This is a genomic window from Rhodanobacter sp. UC4451_H18 (assembly GCF_052978225.1).
Window position 1 is genome coordinate 3,643,987 of record NZ_CM129663.1, and the last position, 21,580, is coordinate 3,665,566.

The 21,580-nt window shown below is 66.0% G+C and carries 14 protein-coding genes and 1 pseudogene; 6 read left to right on the forward strand and 9 right to left on the reverse strand.

Going from position 1 to position 21,580, the window contains the following annotated elements; all coding sequences use genetic code 11:
* Nucleotides 1-15: 15 nt before the first annotated feature.
* The 3 genes from ACVCMG_RS16290 to ACVCMG_RS16300 form a co-directional block, all read right to left on the reverse strand.
* Nucleotides 16-1,623, reverse strand: a complete 1,608-nt coding sequence (locus ACVCMG_RS16290) for a carboxyl transferase domain-containing protein (RefSeq protein WP_447100037.1) — start codon at nt 1,621-1,623, stop codon at nt 16-18.
* Nucleotides 1,624-1,802: 179 nt separating this feature from the next.
* Nucleotides 1,803-2,228 (reverse strand): hypothetical protein, encoded by a 426-nt coding sequence (locus ACVCMG_RS16295; RefSeq protein ID WP_395119535.1) that lies wholly within the window; start codon nt 2,226-2,228, stop codon nt 1,803-1,805.
* A gap of 157 nt (nt 2,229-2,385) precedes the next feature.
* Nucleotides 2,386-3,570: a thiolase family protein gene (locus ACVCMG_RS16300; protein ID WP_395119534.1), complete on the reverse strand. Its 1,185-nt coding sequence runs from the start codon at nt 3,568-3,570 to the stop codon at nt 2,386-2,388.
* 239 nt (nt 3,571-3,809) lie between these two features.
* Here ACVCMG_RS16300 and ACVCMG_RS16305 point away from each other — a divergent pair, with 239 nt between their 5' ends.
* Nucleotides 3,810-6,656, forward strand: a complete 2,847-nt coding sequence (locus ACVCMG_RS16305) for a S8 family serine peptidase (RefSeq protein ID WP_447114554.1) — start codon at nt 3,810-3,812, stop codon at nt 6,654-6,656.
* Nucleotides 6,657-7,112: 456 nt separating this feature from the next.
* Here ACVCMG_RS16305 and ACVCMG_RS16310 read toward each other — a convergent pair whose 3' ends face one another.
* Together ACVCMG_RS16310 and ACVCMG_RS16315 are read right to left on the reverse strand one after the other, a co-directional pair.
* The gene (locus ACVCMG_RS16310; RefSeq protein ID WP_395119532.1) at nt 7,113-8,270 is read right to left on the reverse strand and encodes an isovaleryl-CoA dehydrogenase; all 1,158 of its coding nucleotides are present in this window, start codon (nt 8,268-8,270) and stop codon (nt 7,113-7,115) included.
* Between the two features lie 63 nt (nt 8,271-8,333).
* Entirely contained in the window at nt 8,334-9,881 is a 1,548-nt protein-coding gene (locus ACVCMG_RS16315) for a phospholipase D family protein (RefSeq protein WP_447114555.1), read from the reverse strand.
* On the opposite strand from ACVCMG_RS16315, the gene ACVCMG_RS16320 reads away from it, so the two are divergent.
* The gene (locus ACVCMG_RS16320) at nt 9,856-11,301 is read left to right on the forward strand and encodes a diguanylate cyclase domain-containing protein (RefSeq protein WP_447114556.1); all 1,446 of its coding nucleotides are present in this window, start codon (nt 9,856-9,858) and stop codon (nt 11,299-11,301) included. The genes ACVCMG_RS16315 and ACVCMG_RS16320 overlap by 26 nt on opposite strands.
* A 58-nt stretch (nt 11,302-11,359) precedes the next feature.
* Here ACVCMG_RS16320 and ACVCMG_RS16325 read toward each other — a convergent pair whose 3' ends face one another.
* The 3 genes and pseudogenes from ACVCMG_RS16325 to ACVCMG_RS16335 form a co-directional block, all read right to left on the reverse strand.
* Entirely contained in the window at nt 11,360-12,463 is a 1,104-nt protein-coding gene (locus tag ACVCMG_RS16325) for a Glu/Leu/Phe/Val dehydrogenase dimerization domain-containing protein (protein WP_395119529.1), read from the reverse strand.
* Nucleotides 12,464-12,676: 213 nt separating this feature from the next.
* On the reverse strand, nt 12,677-13,012 hold the full coding sequence (locus ACVCMG_RS16330) for a YXWGXW repeat-containing protein (protein ID WP_447114557.1): 336 nt from the start codon (nt 13,010-13,012) through the stop codon (nt 12,677-12,679).
* A 110-nt stretch (nt 13,013-13,122) separates the two neighbouring features.
* Nucleotides 13,123-13,920 (reverse strand): annotated as a pseudogene (locus ACVCMG_RS16335) (M48 family metalloprotease).
* Nucleotides 13,921-14,025: 105 nt separating this feature from the next.
* Here ACVCMG_RS16335 and ACVCMG_RS16340 point away from each other — a divergent pair.
* Nucleotides 14,026-14,628 carry a TetR/AcrR family transcriptional regulator gene (locus ACVCMG_RS16340; RefSeq protein ID WP_447106419.1) on the forward strand — a complete coding sequence of 201 codons (603 nt, stop codon included), beginning with the start codon at nt 14,026-14,028 and terminating at the stop codon, nt 14,626-14,628.
* Between the two features lie 10 nt (nt 14,629-14,638).
* On the forward strand, nt 14,639-15,544 hold the full coding sequence (locus ACVCMG_RS16345) for an alpha/beta hydrolase (RefSeq protein WP_447114558.1): 906 nt from the start codon (nt 14,639-14,641) through the stop codon (nt 15,542-15,544).
* Between the two features lie 91 nt (nt 15,545-15,635).
* Here the strand turns inward: ACVCMG_RS16345 and ACVCMG_RS16350 are convergent, their stop codons facing one another.
* Nucleotides 15,636-16,472 carry a TonB family protein gene (locus ACVCMG_RS16350; RefSeq protein WP_447100041.1) on the reverse strand — a complete coding sequence of 279 codons (837 nt, stop codon included), beginning with the start codon at nt 16,470-16,472 and terminating at the stop codon, nt 15,636-15,638.
* Nucleotides 16,473-16,737: 265 nt separating this feature from the next.
* On the opposite strand from ACVCMG_RS16350, the gene ACVCMG_RS16355 reads away from it, so the two are divergent.
* Both ACVCMG_RS16355 and ACVCMG_RS16360 read left to right on the forward strand, forming a co-directional pair.
* On the forward strand, nt 16,738-20,202 hold the full coding sequence (locus ACVCMG_RS16355; protein WP_447114559.1) for a methylmalonyl-CoA mutase family protein: 3,465 nt from the start codon (nt 16,738-16,740) through the stop codon (nt 20,200-20,202).
* A gap of 57 nt (nt 20,203-20,259) precedes the next feature.
* The gene (locus tag ACVCMG_RS16360; RefSeq protein ID WP_447114560.1) at nt 20,260-21,537 is read left to right on the forward strand and encodes an AAA family ATPase; all 1,278 of its coding nucleotides are present in this window, start codon (nt 20,260-20,262) and stop codon (nt 21,535-21,537) included.
* Nucleotides 21,538-21,580: the final 43 nt, after the last annotated feature.

Consider the following 21,580-nt stretch of genomic DNA (forward strand, 5'->3'; position numbering starts at 1 on the left):
GGGCGGTCCGCCTGACTACATGCGGAACACGCCATAGCGCTGCGGCTCGATCGGGGCATTCATCGAGGCGGAGATCGCCAGTCCCAGCACCCGCCGGGTATCGGCCGGGTCGATGATGCCGTCGTCCCACAGCCGCGCGCTGGCGTAATACGGGTGGCCCTGGCGTTCGTACTGCTCGCGCAACGGCGCCTTGAACGCTTCCTCCTCCTCGGCCGACCACTCGCCGCCCTTGGCCTCGATGCCGTCGCGCTTCACCGTGGCGAGCACGCTCGCGGCCTGTTCGCCGCCCATCACCGAGATGCGCGCGTTCGGCCACATCCACAGGAAGCGGGCCCCGTAGGCCCGGCCGCACATCGCGTAGTTGCCGGCACCGAAGCTGCCGCCGATCACCACGGTGAACTTCGGCACGTGCGAGCAGGCGACCGCGGTGACCATCTTCGCGCCGTCCTTGGCGATGCCGGCCTGCTCGTATTTCTTGCCGACCATGAAGCCGGTGATGTTCTGCAAAAACACCAGCGGCACGTTGCGCTGGTTGCACAGCTCGATGAAGTGCGCGCCCTTGAGCGCGCTCTCGGCGAACAGGATGCCGTTGTTGGCGACGATGCCCACCGGGTAGCCGTGGATGTGCGCGAAGCCGCACACCAGGGTCTTGCCGTAGCGCGCCTTGAACTCATGGAACTCCGAGCCGTCGACGATGCGCGCGATCACCTCGCGGATGTCGAACGGGCGGCGGGTGTCCTGCGGGATCACGCCGTACAGTTCCTCGGCCGGATACTTCGGCTCGACCGGTGTGCGCAGCGCCAGCGGCATGTCCTTCTTCCGGTTGAGGTGGGCCACGATGTCGCGTGCGATCGACAGCGCGTGCGCGTCGTTCTCGGCAAAGTGGTCGGCCACGCCGGAAATGGACGTATGGACGTCCGCGCCACCCAGCGTCTCGGCGTCCACCACCTCGCCGGTGGCCGCCTTCACCAGCGGCGGGCCGCCGAGGAAGATGGTGCCCTGCTCGCGCACGATGATCGTCTCGTCGCTCATTGCCGGCACGTAGGCGCCGCCGGCGGTGCATGAGCCCATCACCACCGCGATCTGCGGGATGTTGAGCGACGACATCCGCGCCTGGTTGTAGAAGATCCGCCCGAAGTGCTCCTTGTCCGGGAACACCTCGTCCTGCAGTGGCAGGAACGCACCGCCGGAGTCGACCAGGTAGATGCAGGGCAGGCGGTTTTCCAGAGCCACTTCCTGCGCGCGCAGGTGCTTCTTCACCGTCATCGGGAAATAGGTGCCGCCCTTGACGGTGGCGTCATTGGCGACCACCACCACCTCGGCGCCGTGCACGCGGCCGATGCCGGTGACGATGCCTGCGCCGGGCGCGGCGTCGTCGTACATGCCGTGTGCGGCCAGCGGCGACAGTTCGAGGAAGGGCGAACCGGGATCAAGCAGGGCGCGGATGCGCTCGCGCGGCAGCAGCTTGCCGCGGGCGACGTGCCTCTCGCGTGCCTTCGCGCCGCCGCCCTCGGCGTTGCGCGCCAGTTCGCGGTGCAGGTCGTCGACCATGGCGCGCAACTGGGTCGTGCTGCCCTGGAACTCGGGTGAGCGGGGGTCGATCTGGGTCGCGAAAACATTCATGGAGGGATTCACGGGAAGCGGGAAACGGCGGGTTGCCAAACTCTGGATCATAACCGGCGGCGGCGTGCCCCCCAAAACGGAAGGTGGCCGGCGCAAGGCAAGGCGGCTTGGTTATCAAGGGCAAAAAAAACGGCCGCACGAGGCGACCGTTTTTTCTGTTGCCGAGAGCCAGCTGGGGATCAGTGACCCTTCGCGGCGTCCTTGGCTTTCTCGGCGGCGTCCTTCGCGTTGCTGGCAGCGCTCTTGGCGGCGTCGGCAGCGTTGCTGGCCGCGTCGGCCGCGTTGCTGGCGGCATCCTTCGCCATCGACATCGCGTCATGCGAGGTGCCGGCAGCGGCCGGAGCCATCGCGGAAGCGGCGCTGGCGGCGCCGGCAGCCTGGGTGGCCGCCTCGCCCGCAGCGGAAGCGGCGGTGGCGGCCTGGCCGGCAGCCTGTTCGGTGGCCGTGTTCGGGGCCTCCGAAGCAGCCTGCTGCGCCTGGTCTGCCGCCTGCTGCGCCGTGTCCGCCGACTTCTGGGCGTCCTGCGCGGAATCCTGCGCGCCGTTGCTGCATGCCGCCAACAGCGCGACGAGCGCGGCGGCGAGTAGGGTACGCGTAAACTTCATGGGTGATCTCCTTTGCCGTGGAATGCCGTTTGGCCGTGTATTAATAGCGCTTTCGCCGGCATTGCGCCACATCTTTCATGGTGCTGCGGGCCTTGCCGGCAAAACGATTTACGCAAGCGTCAGGTGAAGGCGGCGGGATGGACGGCGCCTTGTCGTGTCAGTCGGTGCACTCCACCGCAATCGCCGTCGCCTCGCCGCCGCCGATGCACAGCGAGGCTACGCCGCGACGCAATCCCCGCGTTTTCAAGGCGTTGATCAACGTCACCACCAGTCGCGCACCGCTGGCGCCGATCGGGTGGCCGAGCGCGCAGGCGCCGCCGTTGACGTTGAGCTTGTCGTGCGCAATGCCCAGCTCCTTCATCGGCGTCATCGCCACTACCGCGAATGCCTCGTTGATCTCCCACAGGTCGACGTCCTCGACCTTCCAGCCGGCTTTTTCAAGCACCTTGCGGATCGCACCGACCGGCGCGGTGGTGAACCATTCCGGCTCCTGCGAATGGGTGGCATGGGCCACGATGCGGGCCAGCGGTTTCAACCCGCGGCTGGCCGCGTCGTCGGCGGACATCAGCACCACCGCGGCAGCGCCGTCGGAGATGCTGGACGAGCTGGCGGCGGTGACGGTGCCGTTCTCCTTGCGGAACGCGGGCTTGAGCGTGGGCACCTTGGCGATGTCGGAGCGGCCGGGCTGCTCGTCGGTGTCGACCAGCACGTCACCCTTGCGACCGCTGACCGTGACCGGGACGATTTCGTCGGCGAACGCACCGCTCGCCTGGGCTGCCTTGGCGCGATTGACCGATTCGATCGCGTAGGCGTCCTGTTCCTCGCGGGTGAAGTGGTACTTGTCGGCGCAGGATTCGGCGAACACCCCCATCGACTTGCCGTCGTAGGGGTTGGTCAGGCCGTCCCAGGCCATGTGGTCGACCAGTTGGCCATCGCCGTAGCGGATGCCGGTACGCGCCTGCACCATGTGCGGTGCGTTGGTCATCGACTCCATGCCGCCGGCCACCACCACGCTGGCCGAGCCGGCCTTGATCAGGTCGTGGCCGAGCATGATCGCCTTCATGCCCGAGCCGCACACCTTGTTGATCGTGGTGCAGCCGGTGCCGGCCGGCAGATCGGCGGCCAGCGCCGCCTGACGCGCGGGGGCCTGGCCCAGGTTGGCCGGCAGCACGCAGCCCATGATCACCTCGCTGACCTCGGCCGGCGCCACGCCGGACTGCTTCAGCGCCGCGCGGATCGCGGTGGCGCCGAGCTTCGGGGTGGGCACGCCGGTGAACTGGCCGAGGAAGGAGCCGATGGCGGTGCGCCTGGAACCGGTGATGACGATGCTTACGTCCGACATGATGACACTCCGCTGGGGTACTGAAAGGTGGCAATCGACGGGCAAATGCCCGGAATGAACCTCTGGATTATCGCAGTGCGCTCCCGGCGACGGCAAATGGCCCCGGCAGTAGACGAAGCGCACATATCGGCGCGTTTTTCATGACATTATGTTGTGCGAAGATACGCCGATCCGGGGGGATACTACTGCCGCGATCGAGCGTTGGCGGTCGGCGTGCTGAACGAGACGGGAGAAGGAACATGAGCAGGACTGTGGCGGGAATGCGTCGACGCAACGTCGCCTTGGTGACGGCCTTGGCGTTTGCACTGGGTGCTTGCGGCGGTGGCGGCGGCATGGTCAAGGCGCCGCCGGTCACTCCATCCGGGCCGCCACCCGCTCCGCCGCCGGCACCACCACCGGCACCGCCGCCGGCCGATCAGCCGCCGATCGACGCCCAGCTCGGTCTCACCAACACCTATGCCGCACACAGCAAGGGCTTCACCGGCGCCGGCATCACCTTGGGCGTCGTCGACAGCGGCATCATGCGCAGCAATCCGACCGTGGCCGGTCGGGTCACGCAGGAGCTGATCTACGTCGACCCGACGCTCAACAACACCTCCATCGACGACGTGGTCGGGCACGGCACCTGGGTATCGGAGATTGCCGCCGGCGCGGCTTTCGACAAGTTCCCGGGCGGCATCGCCCCCGGGGCCAAACTGGTATCGGCGCGCATCATCAGCGACACCGAGCCGACCGACGACGGTTCGGGCCAGGGCAACAAGGTCACCGCCGCCGACGCGGACTTTTTCGCGCAGACCCTGAACCCGGCGCTGATCAATGCCGGCGTGCAGGTGATGAACAATTCATGGGGCGGCATCTACTGGGATACCACCGACGCCTCGATCAACCAGGCTTTCGCTGCCGCTTATCGACCCTTCGTGGTGCAGCACGGCGGCCTGGTGGTGTTCGCCGCGGGCAACGAATCCAGGACCGATCCCAGCGACATCGCCGCCTTGCCCACGCTGTCGCCCGATCTGGAGCAGGGCTGGCTGGTCGCGGTGGCGCTGGACAGCCTGCACCCGACTCAGCTGGCCAGTTATTCCAACGCCTGCGGCAAGGCGATGGACTACTGCCTGGCCGCGCCGGGCGACGTGATCGTACTGGACAAGGATGCAACGGCCAGCACGACGAGCCCGGATTACTGGATCGTCAAGGGCACCTCGTTCGCTGCACCGGAAATCTCCGGCGCCGCAGCCGTGGTGTGGCAGGCGTTCCCGTACTTCACCAATGATCTGGTGCGGCAGACCCTGCTCGGCACCGCCGATGATCTCGGCGCTGCCGGCCCGGACCCGGTCTTCGGCTACGGCGCGTTGAACGTCGGGCGGGCGGTCGACGGCCCGGCGAAGTTCAACTGGGGCGACGTCACCGTCAGCTTCACCGGCAGCTCCAACTGGAACAACCCGATCTCCGGCGCGGGCGGCCTGATCAAGCAAGGCACCGGCACGCTCAACCTGACCCAGGCGGCCAGCTACACCGGCATGACCCAGGTGCTGGGCGGCACGCTCACGGCGAAGTCGCTGGGCGGCAGCGTCAACATCGGCACCGCGGGCACGCTGAGCCAGACCCACGATATCGGCGGCAACGTGGGCAATGCCGGCGTGCTGGCCGTGGCCGGCGGCGACGTCAACGTGGCTGGGAACTACACCCAGCAGAGCAGCGGGCGACTGGCGCTTTCGCTGGGTTCGGCATTGCGCGTGACCGGCACCGCCACGCTCAACGGCGGCGACCTGTACGTCACCGGCTACGACTCCGGCTACACGGTCAACACGCACACCGACGTGCTCACCGCGACCGGCGGCCTCACCGGGACGTTCAGTGCGCTGAACAAGGCATCCAACGTCACCTTGCTCACCGCCACGCTCAATTACGACGGCAACAACGCCTGGCTCAACGTGACCCAGGTGCAAGCCACGGCCGTGCAGGGGATGGGCTATACCGCCGCGTCCTACGGTGCGGCCCAGCGCGTGCAGACGGCATTCGACCAGATCAACACCCAACTGGGTCCGGCGGCGCCGTCGGGGATCGCGCCGGCATCGCTGGGCTTCATCGAGGGCGCCGGCAACCTGCAGCACACGCAGGGCATCCCGGCGCTGCAGAATTCGCTGGAGAGCCTGTCCGGCCAACTGCACGCGGCCAGTGCCGCGATGACGCTGGAGGCGATCAACGCCGGCACGCGCGCGTTGTCGGATCGTTTCGATACGCTGGTCGACAACCCGCAGCCCGGTGGCTGGACGCAGAACCTCGGCTATCACGGCGACCTGTCGCGCAGCGGCTACAGCAACGTCGGCGTCGATCTCAGTGGCTGGCTGGTCGGCCAGGATTACCGGTTCGGCGGCGGCAACGCGGTGGCTGGTTACGCGATCAGCCAGAGCGAGGGGCTGGGCCGGCTGGCCGGCAGTGCCGACCAGGGCCGCAGCCACGCGCTGGAAGGCATGCTGTACGGCGGCATCATCCACGGCTCGTGGTACACCATGGGCCGCTTCGGGCTTGGCAGCTATCGCGAGATGATGCGTCGCCAGGTGCAACTGGGCAACCAGGTCACCGGCGTGGCCAGCAACGTCAATGGCCGCTACGGCGTGGCTTATGGCGAGAGCGGTTACCGCCTTGCGCTGGGTCGCACCGAGCTGACGCCGTACGTCGACATGCAGTACGCCCAGCTGCAACGCGATGGCTTCAACGAAGTCGGCGCCTATGGCTTCGGACTGAAGTCGGGAGCGCAGACCACCGCCCTGTGGCAGGCCGGCCTGGGCGTGCGCGCCACGCGCACGTGGGCGCTGGCGCATGGCGGCAGCCTCAGCCTGCGCACGCGCCTGCTGTGGCAGCAGAGTTTCGGCCTGCGTGGCGAGTGGGTCGACGCCAGCTTCAGCGGCGTCAACCAGTTTGCCCCGGTCGGCGGCATCGGGCTGGCGCGCTACGGCAGCGTGCTTGGCACCACGCTGGACTGGCAAATGAGCCCGGCGGCCAGCCTGCAGTTGGGTTACGACCGCTACGCCGGCCAGCACCAGCAGGGTCAGACCGGCACCATCAGCTTCAACTGGACGTTCTGAAACGCGCGAGTCATGCGTGATGAAAAGGCCCGCGTCGTGCGGGCCTTTTCATGTCTGGCACCTTCCCTCGGCGCCTTGCTTCATGCCTTGCCGTGGAAGAGTTCGCGGCCGATCAGCATGCGGCGGGACTCGGTTCGATGTGCCGGCGCCGATGCCTTTGTCGGCGCATGTGGTTCATGCCTTGCCGTGGAAGAGTTCGCGGCCGATCAGCATGCGGCGGAATTCGGTTCGATGTGCCGGCGCCGATGCCTTTGTCGGCGCATGTGATTCATGCCTTGCCGTGGAAGAGTTCGCGGCCGATCAGCATGCGGCGGGATTCGGTTCGATGTGCCGGCGCCGATGCCTTTGTCGGCGCATATGGTTCATGCCTTGCCGTGGAAGAGTTCGCGGCCGATCAGCATGCGGCGGAATTCGGTTCGATGTGCCGGCGCCGATGCCTTTGTCGGCGCATGTGGTTCATGCCTTGCCGTGGAAGAGTTCGCGGCCGATCAGCATGCGGCGGATCTCGTTGGTGCCGGCGCCGATCTCGTACAGCTTGGCGTCGCGCAGCAGGCGCCCGGCGGGGAACTCGTTGATGTAGCCGTTGCCGCCGAGGGTCTGGATGGCCTCCAGCGCCACCTGCACCGCGTTGACCGAGGCGTTGAGCAGGCACGCGGCCGGGTCGATGCGCGACTTGACGCCATTGTCGAACTGCTGCGCGACCATGTAGGCAAAGCCGCGCGAGGACTGCAGCCGCGTGTACATGTCGGCGATCTTCGCCTGCATCACGCCGAACGTTCCGATCGGCGCGTTGAACTGCTTGCGCTCGCGCACGTAGGGCAGGGCAAGGTCCAGCGATGCCTGCATCAATCCGATCGGGCCGCCGGAGAGCACCAGCCGCTCGGTGTCCAGGCCGCTCATCAGCACGCGTACACCCTCGTTGACCTCGCCGACGATGTTCTCCTCGGGGATCGCGCAATCCTCGAACACCAGCTCGCAGGTGTTGGAGCCGCGCATGCCCAGCTTGTCCAGCTTCTGCGCGGTGTGGAAGCCCTTCATGCCTTTCTCGACGATGAAGGCGGTCATGCAGCGGCTGCCGGCGACGCGCGGCGCGGTGCGCATGTAGACCAGCAGCACGTCGGCGTCCGGGCCGTTGGTGATCCACATCTTGTTGCCGTTGGCGACCCAGGCGTCGCCCTTCTTCTCGGCCTTGCAGCTCATCGAACCGACCACGTCCGAGCCGGCGCCCGGCTCGCTCATCGCCAGCGCGCCGACGTACTCGCCCGAACACAGTTTCGGGATGTACTTGCGCCGCTGCGCCTCGTTGCCGTTGTGGAAGATGTTCTGCACGGCGAGATTGGAGTGCGCGCCGTAGGACAGGCCCACCGAACCGGAAGCGCGCGAGATCTCCTCCATCGCCACCATGTGCGCGAGGAACCCCATGCCGCTGCCGCCGTATTCGGCGGGAATGGTCACGCCGAGCAGCCCCATCTCGCCGAACTTCTTCCACAGGTCGGCGGGGAACAGGTTGTCGCGGTCGATGCGGTCGGCGCGCGGGGCGATCTCCTTCTCCGCGAACGCATGCACGGATTCGCGCAACAGGTCGATGTCTTCTCCGAGCGGGAACGGGCGCATGGTGGTTCCTTGGGTGCGAGCCGCTGATTTTAGCGCACGCGGCACCGCCTGGCCCGTGCGTCCCTACAGCTGCGATTCGATCGGCAGCCAGCTGATCGCGCGGGTGGTCGTGCGCAGCCACCAGCTGGTGTCGGGCTCGTGCTCCAGCACCTGCGGCGGCTGCGTGCTGCGGTCCAGCCACTGTGTCGAGCCATCCGCGCCGCGGCGCACCGCGTAGCTGAGCACCGGCGCGGCCAGCCGCAGGTATTCCTGGCGCAGGTCGCGGGCCAGGCCGGGGTCGTCGAACAGCACGCCCATCTCGGTGTTGAGGTTGGCCGAGCGCGGGTCGAGGTTGAACGATCCGACGAAGCCGCGCGCGCCGTCGATCACGAATGCCTTGGTGTGCAGGCTGGCGCCGCTGCTGCCGAACAGGCCGTGGGTGGCGACCGGGCCGTGGCGACGGATCTCGAACAGGCTCACGCCGCCATCCAGCAACCGATCGCGATAGCGCTCGTAGCCGCTGTGTACGGCCGGCACGTCGTTCGCGGCCAGCGAGTTGGTGACCACGCCGACGCGGGTGCCGCCGCGTGCCAGCCCGAGCAGGGTCGCCGTGCCTTGCTTGCCGGGGACGAAGTAGGGCGAGATCAGCAGTACCTCGCGATGCATGCCGTCGAGATGCGCGGCCAGCCGCGGCTGCAGCCAGCCGCGGCGGTCGGCGCCTTTTGTCTTCTGCGGCGGATCGGATGCCACGGTGATGTTCGCGCTCCAGTGCGGCACCAGCTCGTGGTTGGTCAGGCGCTGCGCCGAAGGCGAGGCGGCGACGCGGCCAAGGTAGACCTGCGCGGCCGCGTCGGCGGACTCGTGGGCGAGCGCGGCCACCAGCCTGTGCAGATTTTCCGGTGTCTGCGGGTTCAGAGCCTCGATCGGCACCGCGGCGCTGGAGTTCCAGAAGTCGTCGAAGATCGCGCTGGCGTCGGCCACGGCCGGACCGAGCAGGAGCATGTCGAGGTCGCGGAAATTCACGCTGCGGTTGGCGTCGAAGTACTCGTCGCCGATGTTGCGCCCCCCGACCAGCGCGACGCGGCCGTCGGCGATCCACGCCTTGTTGTGCATGCGGTGGTTGACGCTGAAGAAACGCTGCACCATCTCCAGCAATCGCCACACGCCGCTGCGGTTGCGGAACGGGTTGTACAGGCGCACCTCGATGTTCGGGTGCGCGTCCAGCGCCAGCAGCGCCGGGTCGAGGCCCTTGGTGTTGATGTCGTCGAGCAGCAGGCGCACGCGCACGCCACGCTCCGCCGCGGCGTACACCTCGCGCGCCAGCAGGTGGCCGACCAGGTCGTCGTGCCACATGTAGTACTGCAGGTCCAGGCTGCGCCCGGCCAGGCGCGCGGAGGCTGCGCGCGCGGCGAACGCGTCCAGGCCGTCGGGCAGCAGGGTCGCCGCGGTCTCGCCGGGGTGCGCGGCCAGGTACGGGGCCAGTTCGCGATCGATCGGGGTCTGCGCCGGCTGCGTCGGCAACGCGCTGCTCGGGGCACCGGTGGCGCGCGGGGTCAGCCGATCGGCGAGCAACAGCCCGCTGACCATCAGCAGCACCAGCGCGAACATGCCGCAACCCAGCCAGATCATCATCCTGCGCATCCGTGGCACCTCCCGTACCCGATTATTCGTTGACCGCCGCGCATACGCAAAGCCGGAAGGGGGATGGACAGTCTGGCGTGCCCACGCAACGGCCGCGGGAGCGCCGCCAGGCGGCCTTCACCGAGTCCTGCGCGGGGACCGGCTAAAGTTTTCGCCGCCCCGGCCGTTGCCGTGTCGCAAGACGACGGCGGGCAACCGTCAGAGTTCGGGCCGCCTTGCAGGTTGTCCATGGGCACAGTTGCCCATGGTGCACCCCATGTATGCCCCGGCGACAAGAGGTGGCAAGGCCCACGTGACAACGTTGATGCAGCGGTTGGACAAGATCATCCTGGGGTCGGAGCGACACCAGCGCATCCGGCTGCGCCAGTGGCTGATCGCCTGCGTGGCCACCGCGGGCTGCGCGCTGTTCTTTGCAGGCGGCGTTTTCCTGGGCTGGATGAGCTGGGAAAACCTGCTGATCCTGGGCGTGATCGAGGCGATCGGGCAGGGGCTCATCTACGCCGCGTTGCGCAGCGGCTTCAGCTTGCGCTTTGCCGATCCGGCGCTCACCGAATGGCAGACCGTGCTGGCGATCGTGGCCGTGGATTATGCCTACATGTCCGCAGGCAGCGCGCGCCACCTGGCATTGTGCCCGCTGCTGCTGGTCTTCACCTTCGGCGCGTTCTCGCTGCCGTGGCAGCGCATCGCCCGGCTCACCATCTTTGCGCTGGCAAGCTTTCTGGTCAGCATCGCGGTGATGGAGTGGCAGCGCGCGCCCGCCATCGGGTGGTCGCTGGACTCGCCGGAAATGCTCGACGACATTTCCGCCCTTGGCATGCTGCTGATCGTGCTGCCGGTGATTTCGTACGTGGCGTCGCGGCTCTCGCGCCTGCGTTCCAACCTGCGCGAACAGGGCGTGGCGCTGGCCAGCGCATTGGAGGAAGTGCAGCGGCTCGCCGCCTACGACGAACTCACCGGACTCGCCAACCGCCGCCACGCGCAGGATCGCCTGGCCCAGGAACAGGCACGCGCCGAGCGCAGCGGCACGATCTTTTCGGTGGCGCTGATCGATCTGGATCACTTCAAGGAAATCAACGACACGCTCGGCCACGCCGGCGGCGACCGCGTTCTGCGCGCATTCGCGGATACGGTGCGCGACCTGCTGCGCGGCTCGGACATGGTGGCCCGCTGGGGCGGCGAGGAGTTTCTCGTGCTGATGCCGGACAGCGCCGGGGTCGACGCGCTCGCCACGGTCGATCGTCTGCTCCAGGGCGTGCGCGGATTGCGGGCAGCGGAGGGCCAGCCCTTCAGCTTTTCCGCCGGCGTGACCCAATATCGCCGCGGCGAGGGTTTCATGGAAGCCGTCGCCCGCGCCGACCAGCAGATGTACGCGGCCAAGCACGCCGGCCGCAACGGCGTCTGCCTGGCGTGATTGCCATGAAAAAGGCCGCGCCTCGCGACGCGGCCCTTGTCTTGCGCAACCGTCGGGATCACTGACCGCGCATGCGGCCCTGGAAGCGGGTGCCGCCGTTGCCCATGTGCGGCAGCTTGATCTTGCCGATCGCGGCGATGCGCTCTTCGGCCATGCGGTCGGCGGCCAGGTAGGTCGGCACGCCCTGCGACTTGCTGATCTCGAAGATGCGGCCCAGGTTGTAGTAGATCGTGCGCATCATGCGCATCGCGCGCTCGCGGTTGTAGCCGTCGATCTCCAGCGACACGTTCATCACGCCGCCTGCGTTGACCGCGTAGTCCGGCGCATACAGCACGCCGCGGCGGTTCAGCTCGTCGCCGATCTCGTCGGTGGCCAGCTGGTTGTTGGCCGGGCCGCAGATGATCTTCGCCTTGATGCGGTTGATGGTCTGCTCGTTCAGCGTGCCGCCCAGCGCGCACGGCGAATAGACGTCCGCGTCCACGTCGTAGATTTCGTCCAGGCCCACCGCCTCGCAACCGAGTTCGTCGACGCAGCGCTGCACCGCTTCCTTGTTGATGTCGGTGACGAACACCTTGGCGCCCTGTTCGCGCAGCAGCTTGATGTACTCGCCGCCGACGTGGCCGCAGCCCTGCACCGCGAAGCTGTACTTGCCCACGTCCTCGTTGCCGTGCTTGAACTGCAGCGTGGCCATCAGGCCCTGCAGCGTGCCGTAGGCGGTGAACGGCGAGGGATCGCCCGAGCCGCCGTGCACCTGGTGCACGCCGGTGACGTACTCGGTTTCGCGGAACACGTATTCCATGTCGTTGACGTCGATGCCGACGTCCTCGGCGGTGATGTAGCGGCCGTTCAACGAGTTGATGAAGCGGCCGAACGAGCGGAACAGCGCCTCGGACTTGTCCTTGCTCGGATCGCCGATGATCACCGCCTTGCCGCCGCCCAGGTTCAGGCCGGCCACGGCGTTCTTGTAGGTCATGCCGCGCGACAGGCGCAGCACGTCGTTCACCGCTTCGGCCTCGGACTTGTACGGCCACATGCGCAGGCCGCCGAGCGCGGGGCCCAGCACCGTGTTGTGGATCGCGACGATGGCCTTCAGGCCGGCGTCGGCGTTGTGGCAGAACACGACTTCTTCGTGGCCGGTCTTGGCGATGGTTTCAAAAATCATTGCGACGGTGACTCCATGGATTGACGTTGCCCGCAGGCCTCGCCGACTAAGGTGCGGGCACGCGGCCCGCTCGATGGTGGTAAGGGACGAAATCGATCGCCCCGACCAGGGCCGGGGCGATCAGTCAAAACGCCAAGTTTAGTACGTCGTCCCCTGCGGCGATGGTGCGGCGCGTCAAGCCGGCTGCGGATGGAGCGCCGCGGGCCGCGGCCTTCAGCGGCCCCAGTAGCCGCCCCGGAAGCGCCAATCGTGGCCGTGACGGACCCAATGCGCCGGCCGGTAGTGGTAGCCCGGACGCATCCGCACCCAGTAGCCGCCGACCCAGACATGGCGATGCGCGGGCGCGTTCCAGCGCCAGTAACCGGGCGCCCAGACGTAGCCGCGGCGTGGCGGCGGGACGCGTTCGAAGCGGGCCGGCGGCGGCGCCACGCCGATGCTCACGCCCACCGCGACCCGCGCGTGCGCGGTGGCGGGCGGCGCATACAGCGCGCCGGCAAGGCTCAGGCCGAAACCGGCCAGCAGGGCAAACTTGAGTGGGCTGCGCAACATCGCGTTCTCCGTCGGCGCCGCGTCAGGCGGCAGGCAGGATGGAAAACGAGATGCGCGGCGGGCAGTTGACCCGCCGCGCGTGGCTCGTTCAGGCGGCGATCAAGCGCCGTTCACAAGTGGCAGTCCGGTGCGTGGCCGCTGGCGCGTACGTGTTGATAGACCGGCAGCAACTGCTGCGCCTGCCGACCCAGCGCCTCGGCGCGGTTGCCCGGCGCGGGATGCGTGGAAAGAAATGCCGGCGGCTTGCTGCCGCCCTGCGCGCCCATTTTCTGCCACAGCACCACCGCCGCGCGCGGATCGAAACCGGCCTGCGCCATGTAGCGCTGGCCCAAGGTATCGGCCTCGCTTTCCTGGGTGCGCGAGAACGGCAGCAGGATGCCCAGTTGCGCGCCGGCGCCCAGCAGGGCGGCGGCGTTGCCGGCGTCGCCGCCGCGCGACCCGGCGTAGATCGTGCCGGCGGCCACCGCCGCCTGCGCCGCCATGTTGTCGGACACGCGCTCCGCGCCGTGGCGTGCCACCACGTGCGACAGCTCGTGGCCGAGCACCACGGCCAGCTGGTCCTGGTTGTCGGCGAGCTTGAACATGCCCTTGTTCACGCCGATCCGGCCACCGGGCAGGGCGAACGCGTTGGCGGTGTCGTCACCAACGATCTGCACTTACCACTGCTGGGTATTCCACGGCGGCGGCAGCACCGCGACCAGCGCGCGGGACACGCAGGTGGCATAGGCGCGCTCGCGCGGCGCGTCGACGAACTTGCCCTGCTTGCGCATGTCGTTGAACGCGGCCAGCCCCATCTGGCTCATCTGGCTGTCCGACACCACCATCAGCTGCGAGCGGCCGGTGGGCGAGGTGACACAGGCGGCCAGCAGGGCGGTGGCGAGCGGAATGCCCAGGTTGCGGATTTTCATGCGGAATCCTCCATGGCGTGCAGTGGTGAAGCATAGCCGCAAGGTCCGCCGAGACTGTGTGAGTGCCATTTGATATAGAACGAACGGTCGTGCTATTTTTCCGACATGACACTCGCAACCCGCCCCGGCAAGCGCACGGCCACCCGCGACACCATCCTCGATCATGCCTATGCGCTGGCCCGCCGCGACGGGCTGGAAGGCCTGTCGATCGGCGGCCTGGCCAGCGACGTGGGCATGTCCAAGAGCGGCGTGTTCGCCCACTTCGGCTCGCGCGAAGACCTGCAACTGGCCGTGCTCGACACCGGCCGCCAGCGCTTCGTGACCCAGGTGCTGCTCCCCGCGCTGAAGCAGCCACGCGGCCTGCCGCGGCTGCGCGCGATCGTGGCGCACTGGTTCGAGTGGAGCCGCGAGCACCAGAGCGGCTGCGTGCTGCTGTCGGCCGTGAGCGAGTACGACGGCCGCGACGGTGCGCTGCACGACGGCGTGGTGCGGCAGCAGGCCGGCTGGCGCGACGAACTGCAGAAGGCGATCGCGCAGGCGGTGGAACTGGGCCACCTGCGCAGCGACACCGACGTCGCCCAGCTCGCCTTCGAGATCTACGCCCTGATGCTCGGCCTGCACCACGACGCCGGGCTGTTCGGATTCGACGAAGCCGGCCAGCGCACCCGCGCGGCCTTCGAGCGCCTGTGGCGCAGCTGGCAAACCTGAGGCGAGACCCATGTCCACCGTCATCGAAAAAATCAGGCTCGGCACCGTGCGCACCGGCTTCGTGCTGGGCGGGCGGATCGCGCCCGGGCGCACCGTGAACCGCGCCGCGCGCCTGTTTGCCACCCCGTTCGCCAGCAGCCGCAGCCGCGCCGAAGCCGTGCAGGGCGACGCGGACATGCGCCGCGGCGAGTTGCGCGTCAACGGCGAAACCATCGCCACCTATGTCTGGGGCGATCCCTCGATCCAGCCGTATGCGCTGCTGGCGCACGGCTGGTCCAGCTTCGGCCTGCGCTTCCTGCCGTGGGTGGCGCGCTTGCGCGCGCTGGGATTGGCCGTGGTCACGTTCGACCAGCCCGGCCATGGCCACAGCAGCGGCACGCTGTGCACGCTGCCGGAATTCACCGCGACCATCCACGCGATCGGCGAACATTACGGCAACGCCGCGCTGGCGGTCGGCCACTCGCTGGGTGGCACCGCCGTTGTCTTCGCGCAGGACGAGAGTTGGCATGCGCGGCGGCTGATCCTGGTGGCGCCGGCGGCAGACATGAAGGCCGCGGCCAGCCGTTTTTTCCGCTTCGTGCGCCTGGGCGAACACCTGCAACAACCATTCTTCGACTGGCTGCTGCGCCGCACCGGCGTCAGCGTCGAACAACTGCAGGTGCATCGCCACCTGCCCGCGCTGGGCCAGCCCGTGCTGATCGTGCACGACCTCGATGACACCGAGGTGCCGTGGGGCGAGGGCGAGCGCTACGCCCAGTACTGCTCCGGCGCGCGGCTGTACACGACGCAGGGCCTCGGTCACCGCCGCGTGCTCGATGCGCCCGAGGTGATCAACGCGGCGTTTGCTTTCCTGCGCGGGGAAACGGTGGGCGCGCGCGTGGTGGGTTCGCCGAACCTCTTCTGCGACCAGGCCTGAGCCACGCCTGCGGCGGCGTGATCGCCACCATGGCGTGTCCTTGGGCAAGCGCCGCTTCCGCGCCACCGGACGGCGCGCTATTCGCCGCTTGTCAGCCCTGGTCCGGTTTGCTGAGCAGTACCGGGCCGGTGCCATCGGTCTGCAGCGCACCCTCGGCAATGGCATCGCCGGCGTCTTGCCCCGGGCGGTGAACCCATGGGGCGGGCGTGTACGGCCCGGGAACGTAGGTCTGCCAGACCGGCACGGCATCGCCATGGCGCGGTGATTCGATGTGGAAATTGATCGGGACGCGAGCCGTCCAGTCCGATCTGGCGGCCAGCTCGCCGGTGGTGGGGACCTTGAAAGTCCACTTGCGCGCCGCCTCCAGCGCCGCCTCGGCGAAGGCACGGCGGTATCTGCGCGCCAGAACTTCGGCCCCGGGGCTGCCAAGGTTCACCTGTTCGGCCACGGCATCGGCGACGCGGCCGCTGCGGTTCACGCGCAACACCACGTACACCGTGGCGTCCACGCCGGCCTTGGCCGGGGCGGCGGGGTAGATCGGCATGACCCGCTGGCTGTCCGCATATCGCAGCTCGTTGGTGGGCACGAGGTCGTCGTCGCCGAACGTCGCGCCCGTGATGCGCGCGGCATAGCGGCCCTTGGACAATTTCTTGACCACCACGCGGACATGCATGCTGGCTTTCGCCACCACCGGTTCGCCATGGCGCAGCACGGGCTGGAAGCGCCACTTCAGCGCGGCGTTGCGCACCATCTCGGCGATGGGACCGTACTTCTCGGGCTCATCGATCTGCGTGGTCCGCACCGAGCCATCCGTGGTCACCACGATGCTGCCGTCGATGACGGCGGAGGATTCGAGATCCTTGACCGAGCTGGCCTGCGCGACCACCGCGACCAAGGCAAAGATGGCCGCGAATATCACCTTCTTCATGCGTGCATTCCTCCAGTGCGTTGAAGTTGCCTGGCGCCGCTCCCTGCCGCGGTCCGTTACCCGTTCGCCTTGGTCGGCGCGCCGATGGCGTCACCTGTCTGAGCCGAGTATGTCGGCAAAACGTGGTGGCAGCCACCACGTGGGGCGCCGCCGGATGCCGGAGGAACACCCCGGCGCGCCTCGCATCAGGCTGACCCCGTCCAAGCCCTTGATGCCGATTCCCACTAGAATCGAACGGTTCAAGCACACGATGTCCGGAGTTGCCATGAGTTCCCCCGCCAAGCACGTCCCCGCCAGCGCCCCGCAGACGGAAACCACCCCACTGCGTTTCGTCACCGCGGCCAGCCTGTTCGATGGCCACGATGCGGCGATCAACATCATGCGGCGGATCATCCAGGCCCAGGGCGCGGAGGTGATCCACCTCGGCCACAACCGCTCGGTCGAGGACGTGGTGCGCGCGGCATTGCAGGAGGATGCCGACGCGATCGCCATGTCGTCCTACCAGGGCGGCCACGTCGAGTACTTCAAGTACATGGTCGACATGCTCAAGGAGAAGGGCGCCAGCCATATCCGCGTGTTCGGCGGTGGCGGCGGCACCATCACCCCGGAAGAGATCAGGGAGCTGGAAGCCTACGGCGTCGAGCGCATCTACCACCCCAACGACGGCATGAAGCTGGGCCTGGTGGAGATGATCGAGGACGTGATCCGCCGCGCGCAGCAGGGCCGCGAGTCGCGCCTCACCCAGCGCGAGGCGGCCAGCCACGCCACGCCCGACGTCGACGACGAGATCAGCATCGGCCACGTGCTGACCAGCCTCGAAGGCGGCAGCTACACCGACGCCGAACTCGACCGCCTGCGCAAGCAGTGGAAGCTGGCCGGCAAGCACACGCCCGTCCTCGGTCTCACCGGCACCGGCGGCGCCGGCAAATCCAGCGTGGTCGACGAACTGCTGCTGCGCTTCCTGCACGCCTTTCCCGACATGCGCATCGCCGTGCTCGCCGTCGATCCCACGCGTCGCCGCTCCGGCGGTGCGCTGCTGGGCGACCGCATCCGCATGAACTCGCTGCGCAGCCATCGCGTCTACATGCGCTCGATGGCCACCCGCCGCCAGCACGCGGCCACCAACACCGTGCTGCACGACTGCATCGACTTCCTCAAGAGCCAGCCCTACGACCTGGTCATCGTCGAGACCGCCGGCATCGGCCAGAGCGATTCGGAGATCGTCGACCTGGTCGATTTCCCCACCTACGTGATGACCAGCGACTACGGCGCCGCCAGCCAGCTGGAGAAGATCGACATGATCGACTTCGCCGAGCTCATCGTGCTCAACAAGTTCGACAAGCGCGGCGCCGAGGACGCGCTGCGCGACGTGCGCAAGCAGTGGAAGCGCAACCGCACCGCGTTCACCGTGAAAGACGAGGACGTGCCGGCGTACCCCACCATCGCCAGCCAGTTCAACGACCCCGGCATCACCTGGATGTTCGCCAACCTGTGCCGGCTCATGCGCGAAAAGCTGTCGCTGCCCGCCGACAAGTGGACCCCCAACCTCGACACCACCCTGAAAGAACCCCGCGCCACCGTGCTGATCCCCGGCCCCCGCGTGCGCTACCTCGCCGAAATCGCCGAGCAGGGCCGCGCCATCAACAAGAGCATCGAGACCCAGGCCGAGTACGCCAGCAAGGCGCAGCACTACTACGAGGCGTTGAAGGAACTGGGCGACGACAAGCTGCCGCGCCCGCTCGAGTTGTATCGCAACGCCGATTTGCAGGCCGAGGCCGACCGCTCGCTGCTCACCCTGCGCCAGCGCTACAACGCCGCGCTGAAGGAACTCAGCCACGAGGCGATCCACCAGCTCCGCGAATGGCCCGCGCTGTACGCCTCGGTCACCGCCGACGTCAACGAATACAAGGTGCGCGACAAGGTCATCCGCGTCGACAACTACCGCGAATCGCTGAGCCACCAGAAGATCCCGAAAGTCTCCCCGCCGAAGTCGAAGGACTGGGGCGAACTGCTCACCTTCCTCGGCAAGGAAAACCTGCCCGGCCACTACCCGTACACCGGCGGCGTCTACCCGTACCGCCGCAGCGGCGAAGACCCCACCCGCATGTTCGCCGGCGAAGGCACGCCCGAGCGGACAAACCGAAGGTTCCATTACCTGAGCCAGGGCGGCGCCGCCACGCGCCTGTCCACCGCGTTCGACTCGGTCACCCTGTACGGCGAGGACCCGGCGCCGCGCCCGGACATCTACGGCAAGATCGGCAACTCCGGCGTCAACATCGCCACGCTCGACGACATGAAGAAGCTGTACTCCGGCTTCGACCTCAGCGCGCCCAGCACCTCGGTGTCGATGACCATCAACGGCCCCGCGCCGATGATCCTGGCGATGTTCATGAACACCGCCATCGACCAGAACGTCGAGAAGTACCTGAAGGAAGACGAGCAGCGCTGGGCCACCGCGCAGCAAACCATCGACAAGCTCTACGCCAACACCTCGCGCCCGCAGTACCACGGCGATCTACCCAAGGGTAACGACGGCTTAGGGCTAGGCCTGCTCGGCGTCTGCGGCGACGAGCTGGTCGACGCGGAAACCTACACCCGCATCAAGGCCGACACGCTCACCAAGGTGCGCGGCACCGTGCAAGCCGACATCCTGAAGGAAGACCAGGCGCAGAACACCTGCATCTTCTCCACCGAATTCGCGCTGCGCATGATGGGCGACATCCAGCAGTACTTCGTCGACCACAAGGTGCGCAACTTCTACTCGGTCAGCATCAGCGGTTACCACATCGCCGAAGCCGGCGCCAACCCGATCAGCCAGCTCGCCTTCACCCTCAGCAACGGCTTCACCATCGTCGAGTACTACCTTGCCCGTGGCATGAAGGTGGACGACTTCGCGCCCAACCTGAGCTTCTTCTTCTCCAACGGCATGGACCCGGAATACACCGTCATCGGCCGCGTCGCCCGCCGCATCTGGGCCCGCGCCATGCGCGAGCGCTACGGCGCCAGCCCGCGCAGCCAGATGATGAAGTACCACATCCAGACTTCAGGCCGCTCGCTGCACGCGCAGGAGATCCAGTTCAACGACATACGCACCACCTTGCAGGCGATGTACGCGCTGTTCGACAACTGCAACTCGCTGCACACCAACGCCTACGACGAGGCGATCACCACGCCCACCGAGGAAAGCGTGCGGCGCGCCGTGGCGATCCAGATGATCATCAACAAGGAGCTGGGGCTGAACTTCAACGAGAATCCTTGGCAGGGCAGCTACGTCGTCGACACGCTGACCGACCTGGTCGAGGAGGCGGTGTACAAGGAGTTCGAGGCGATCAGCGAGCGCGGCGGCGTGCTTGGGGCGATGGACACCATGTACCAGCGCGGCAAGATCCAGGAAGAGTCGATGTATTACGAGCACAAGAAGCATGATGGGTCGTTGCCGTTGATCGGCGTCAATACCTTCCTGCCGAAGGACAAGGGCGGCGAGATCGCTACCGAGATCGAGTTGATCCGCTCGACCGAGGAGGAGAAGGGGCAGCAGATCGCCAACGTGAAGCGGTATGGGGAGGCGCGCAACGCGCTGGCTGCCGACAGCTTGAAGGTGCTACAAACGACGGCGCGGGATCGGCGCAATGTGTTCGAGCAGCTGATCGAGGCGGTGAAGTACAACTCGCTGGGGCAGATCAGCCATGCGTTGTATGAGGTGGGGGGGGAGTATCGGCGGAATATGTAATGGCTCACGAATCAACAGCGCGTTTGAGAATGTAGATCGCAAATTAAGGAGTGGGTCGTGCTAAAACGAATAACGATTGATAATTTTAAATCGTTAATAGACTTTCAATTTCCGCCCAAGGATGAAGATGTCCTTGGCAAGCTGGTCTGCATCGTCGGTTTAAATGGATCTGGAAAAAGCACCATCCTTCAAGCGCTAGACTTCCTTAGGCAGCTGACCGTGGGTGGTATGAGTGAATGGCTGAAAGCGCGAGATTGGTCGAAGGCAGACTTGAGCAGCAAAGGAAGGCGCCGAAACCTAATTACTTTTCAAATAGAAATGGAGACCGCCTTTGGGGAGTTGACTTGGGGTGGATCCTTCAACACTCAGCTGCTACGGTGTACTTCGGAAAGTTTACAAATAAAGGCAAACGAAGAATTTGATAGTTTCGTCAAGTCTGAAATCATTAAATTAGAATCCGGAGAGATTTCAATTTCTTCGAATGATCGGAAATTTCCGGTAACATTTAAATACGAAGGATCGGTTTTCTCTCAGTTCCAGGCCGACAACGTATCTGGTAATGCGTCGTTAGCAAAAATAATCTTGGATATTAGTCTTGAGGGAATAAAGTCTCTCGAACTGCTATCGCCCAATTTGATGAGAAAGCCTTCTCGTGATGCAGTCGACATTGGGGTGGGCGGAGAGCATTTGGCCGCATTCATAGACGGTTTGTCGTTTGATAGCAAAAAACAACTAACAGAAAAACTCAAGATATTCTATCCAAAAATTTCAAAAGTAACGTCAAAATCAACAAAATATGGATGGCGCCGACTCTATGTCACAGAAGACTATGGTGATGGCATGGAGACGGAAGCGCGTCATGTTAATGACGGTCTATTGAGGCTCCTTTCGATATTGGCGCAAACTATTGCGGAGCCTGGTGTGGCTAAGCAAATACGTTCCAAGGCCCTCAGCGATGCTGAGAGAAAGGACCTTGGTAGCTTGGCGCATAAATTTTACGACTTAATTCTATTAGATGAAATTGAAAATGGTATAAATCCGGAGCTTATGGATAAGTTGGTCAATTATCTATTGACTGTCAGGCAACAGGTCATTCTTACCACGCATAGTCCTATGCTTCTGAATTATCTCCCAGACACAGTAGCGGTTGATTCGGTTTTTTTCTTGTTTCGAAACAAGAGTGGCGCCGTTCGCTGTCGCCGTCTCTTTTCTGTAGAAAGAATGAAGGAAAAATTGGAGATCATGGGTCCTGGTGAAGCGTTTGCGGACACGGGTTTAGAACTTTTAAGTTCTGATTTGGCTTCTGAGGATGCCGCAAAACTTAAGGATGAGTGAGATGCTTCTCGTAATGTCCGGGGAGGGCGGAAGCGATATTGGA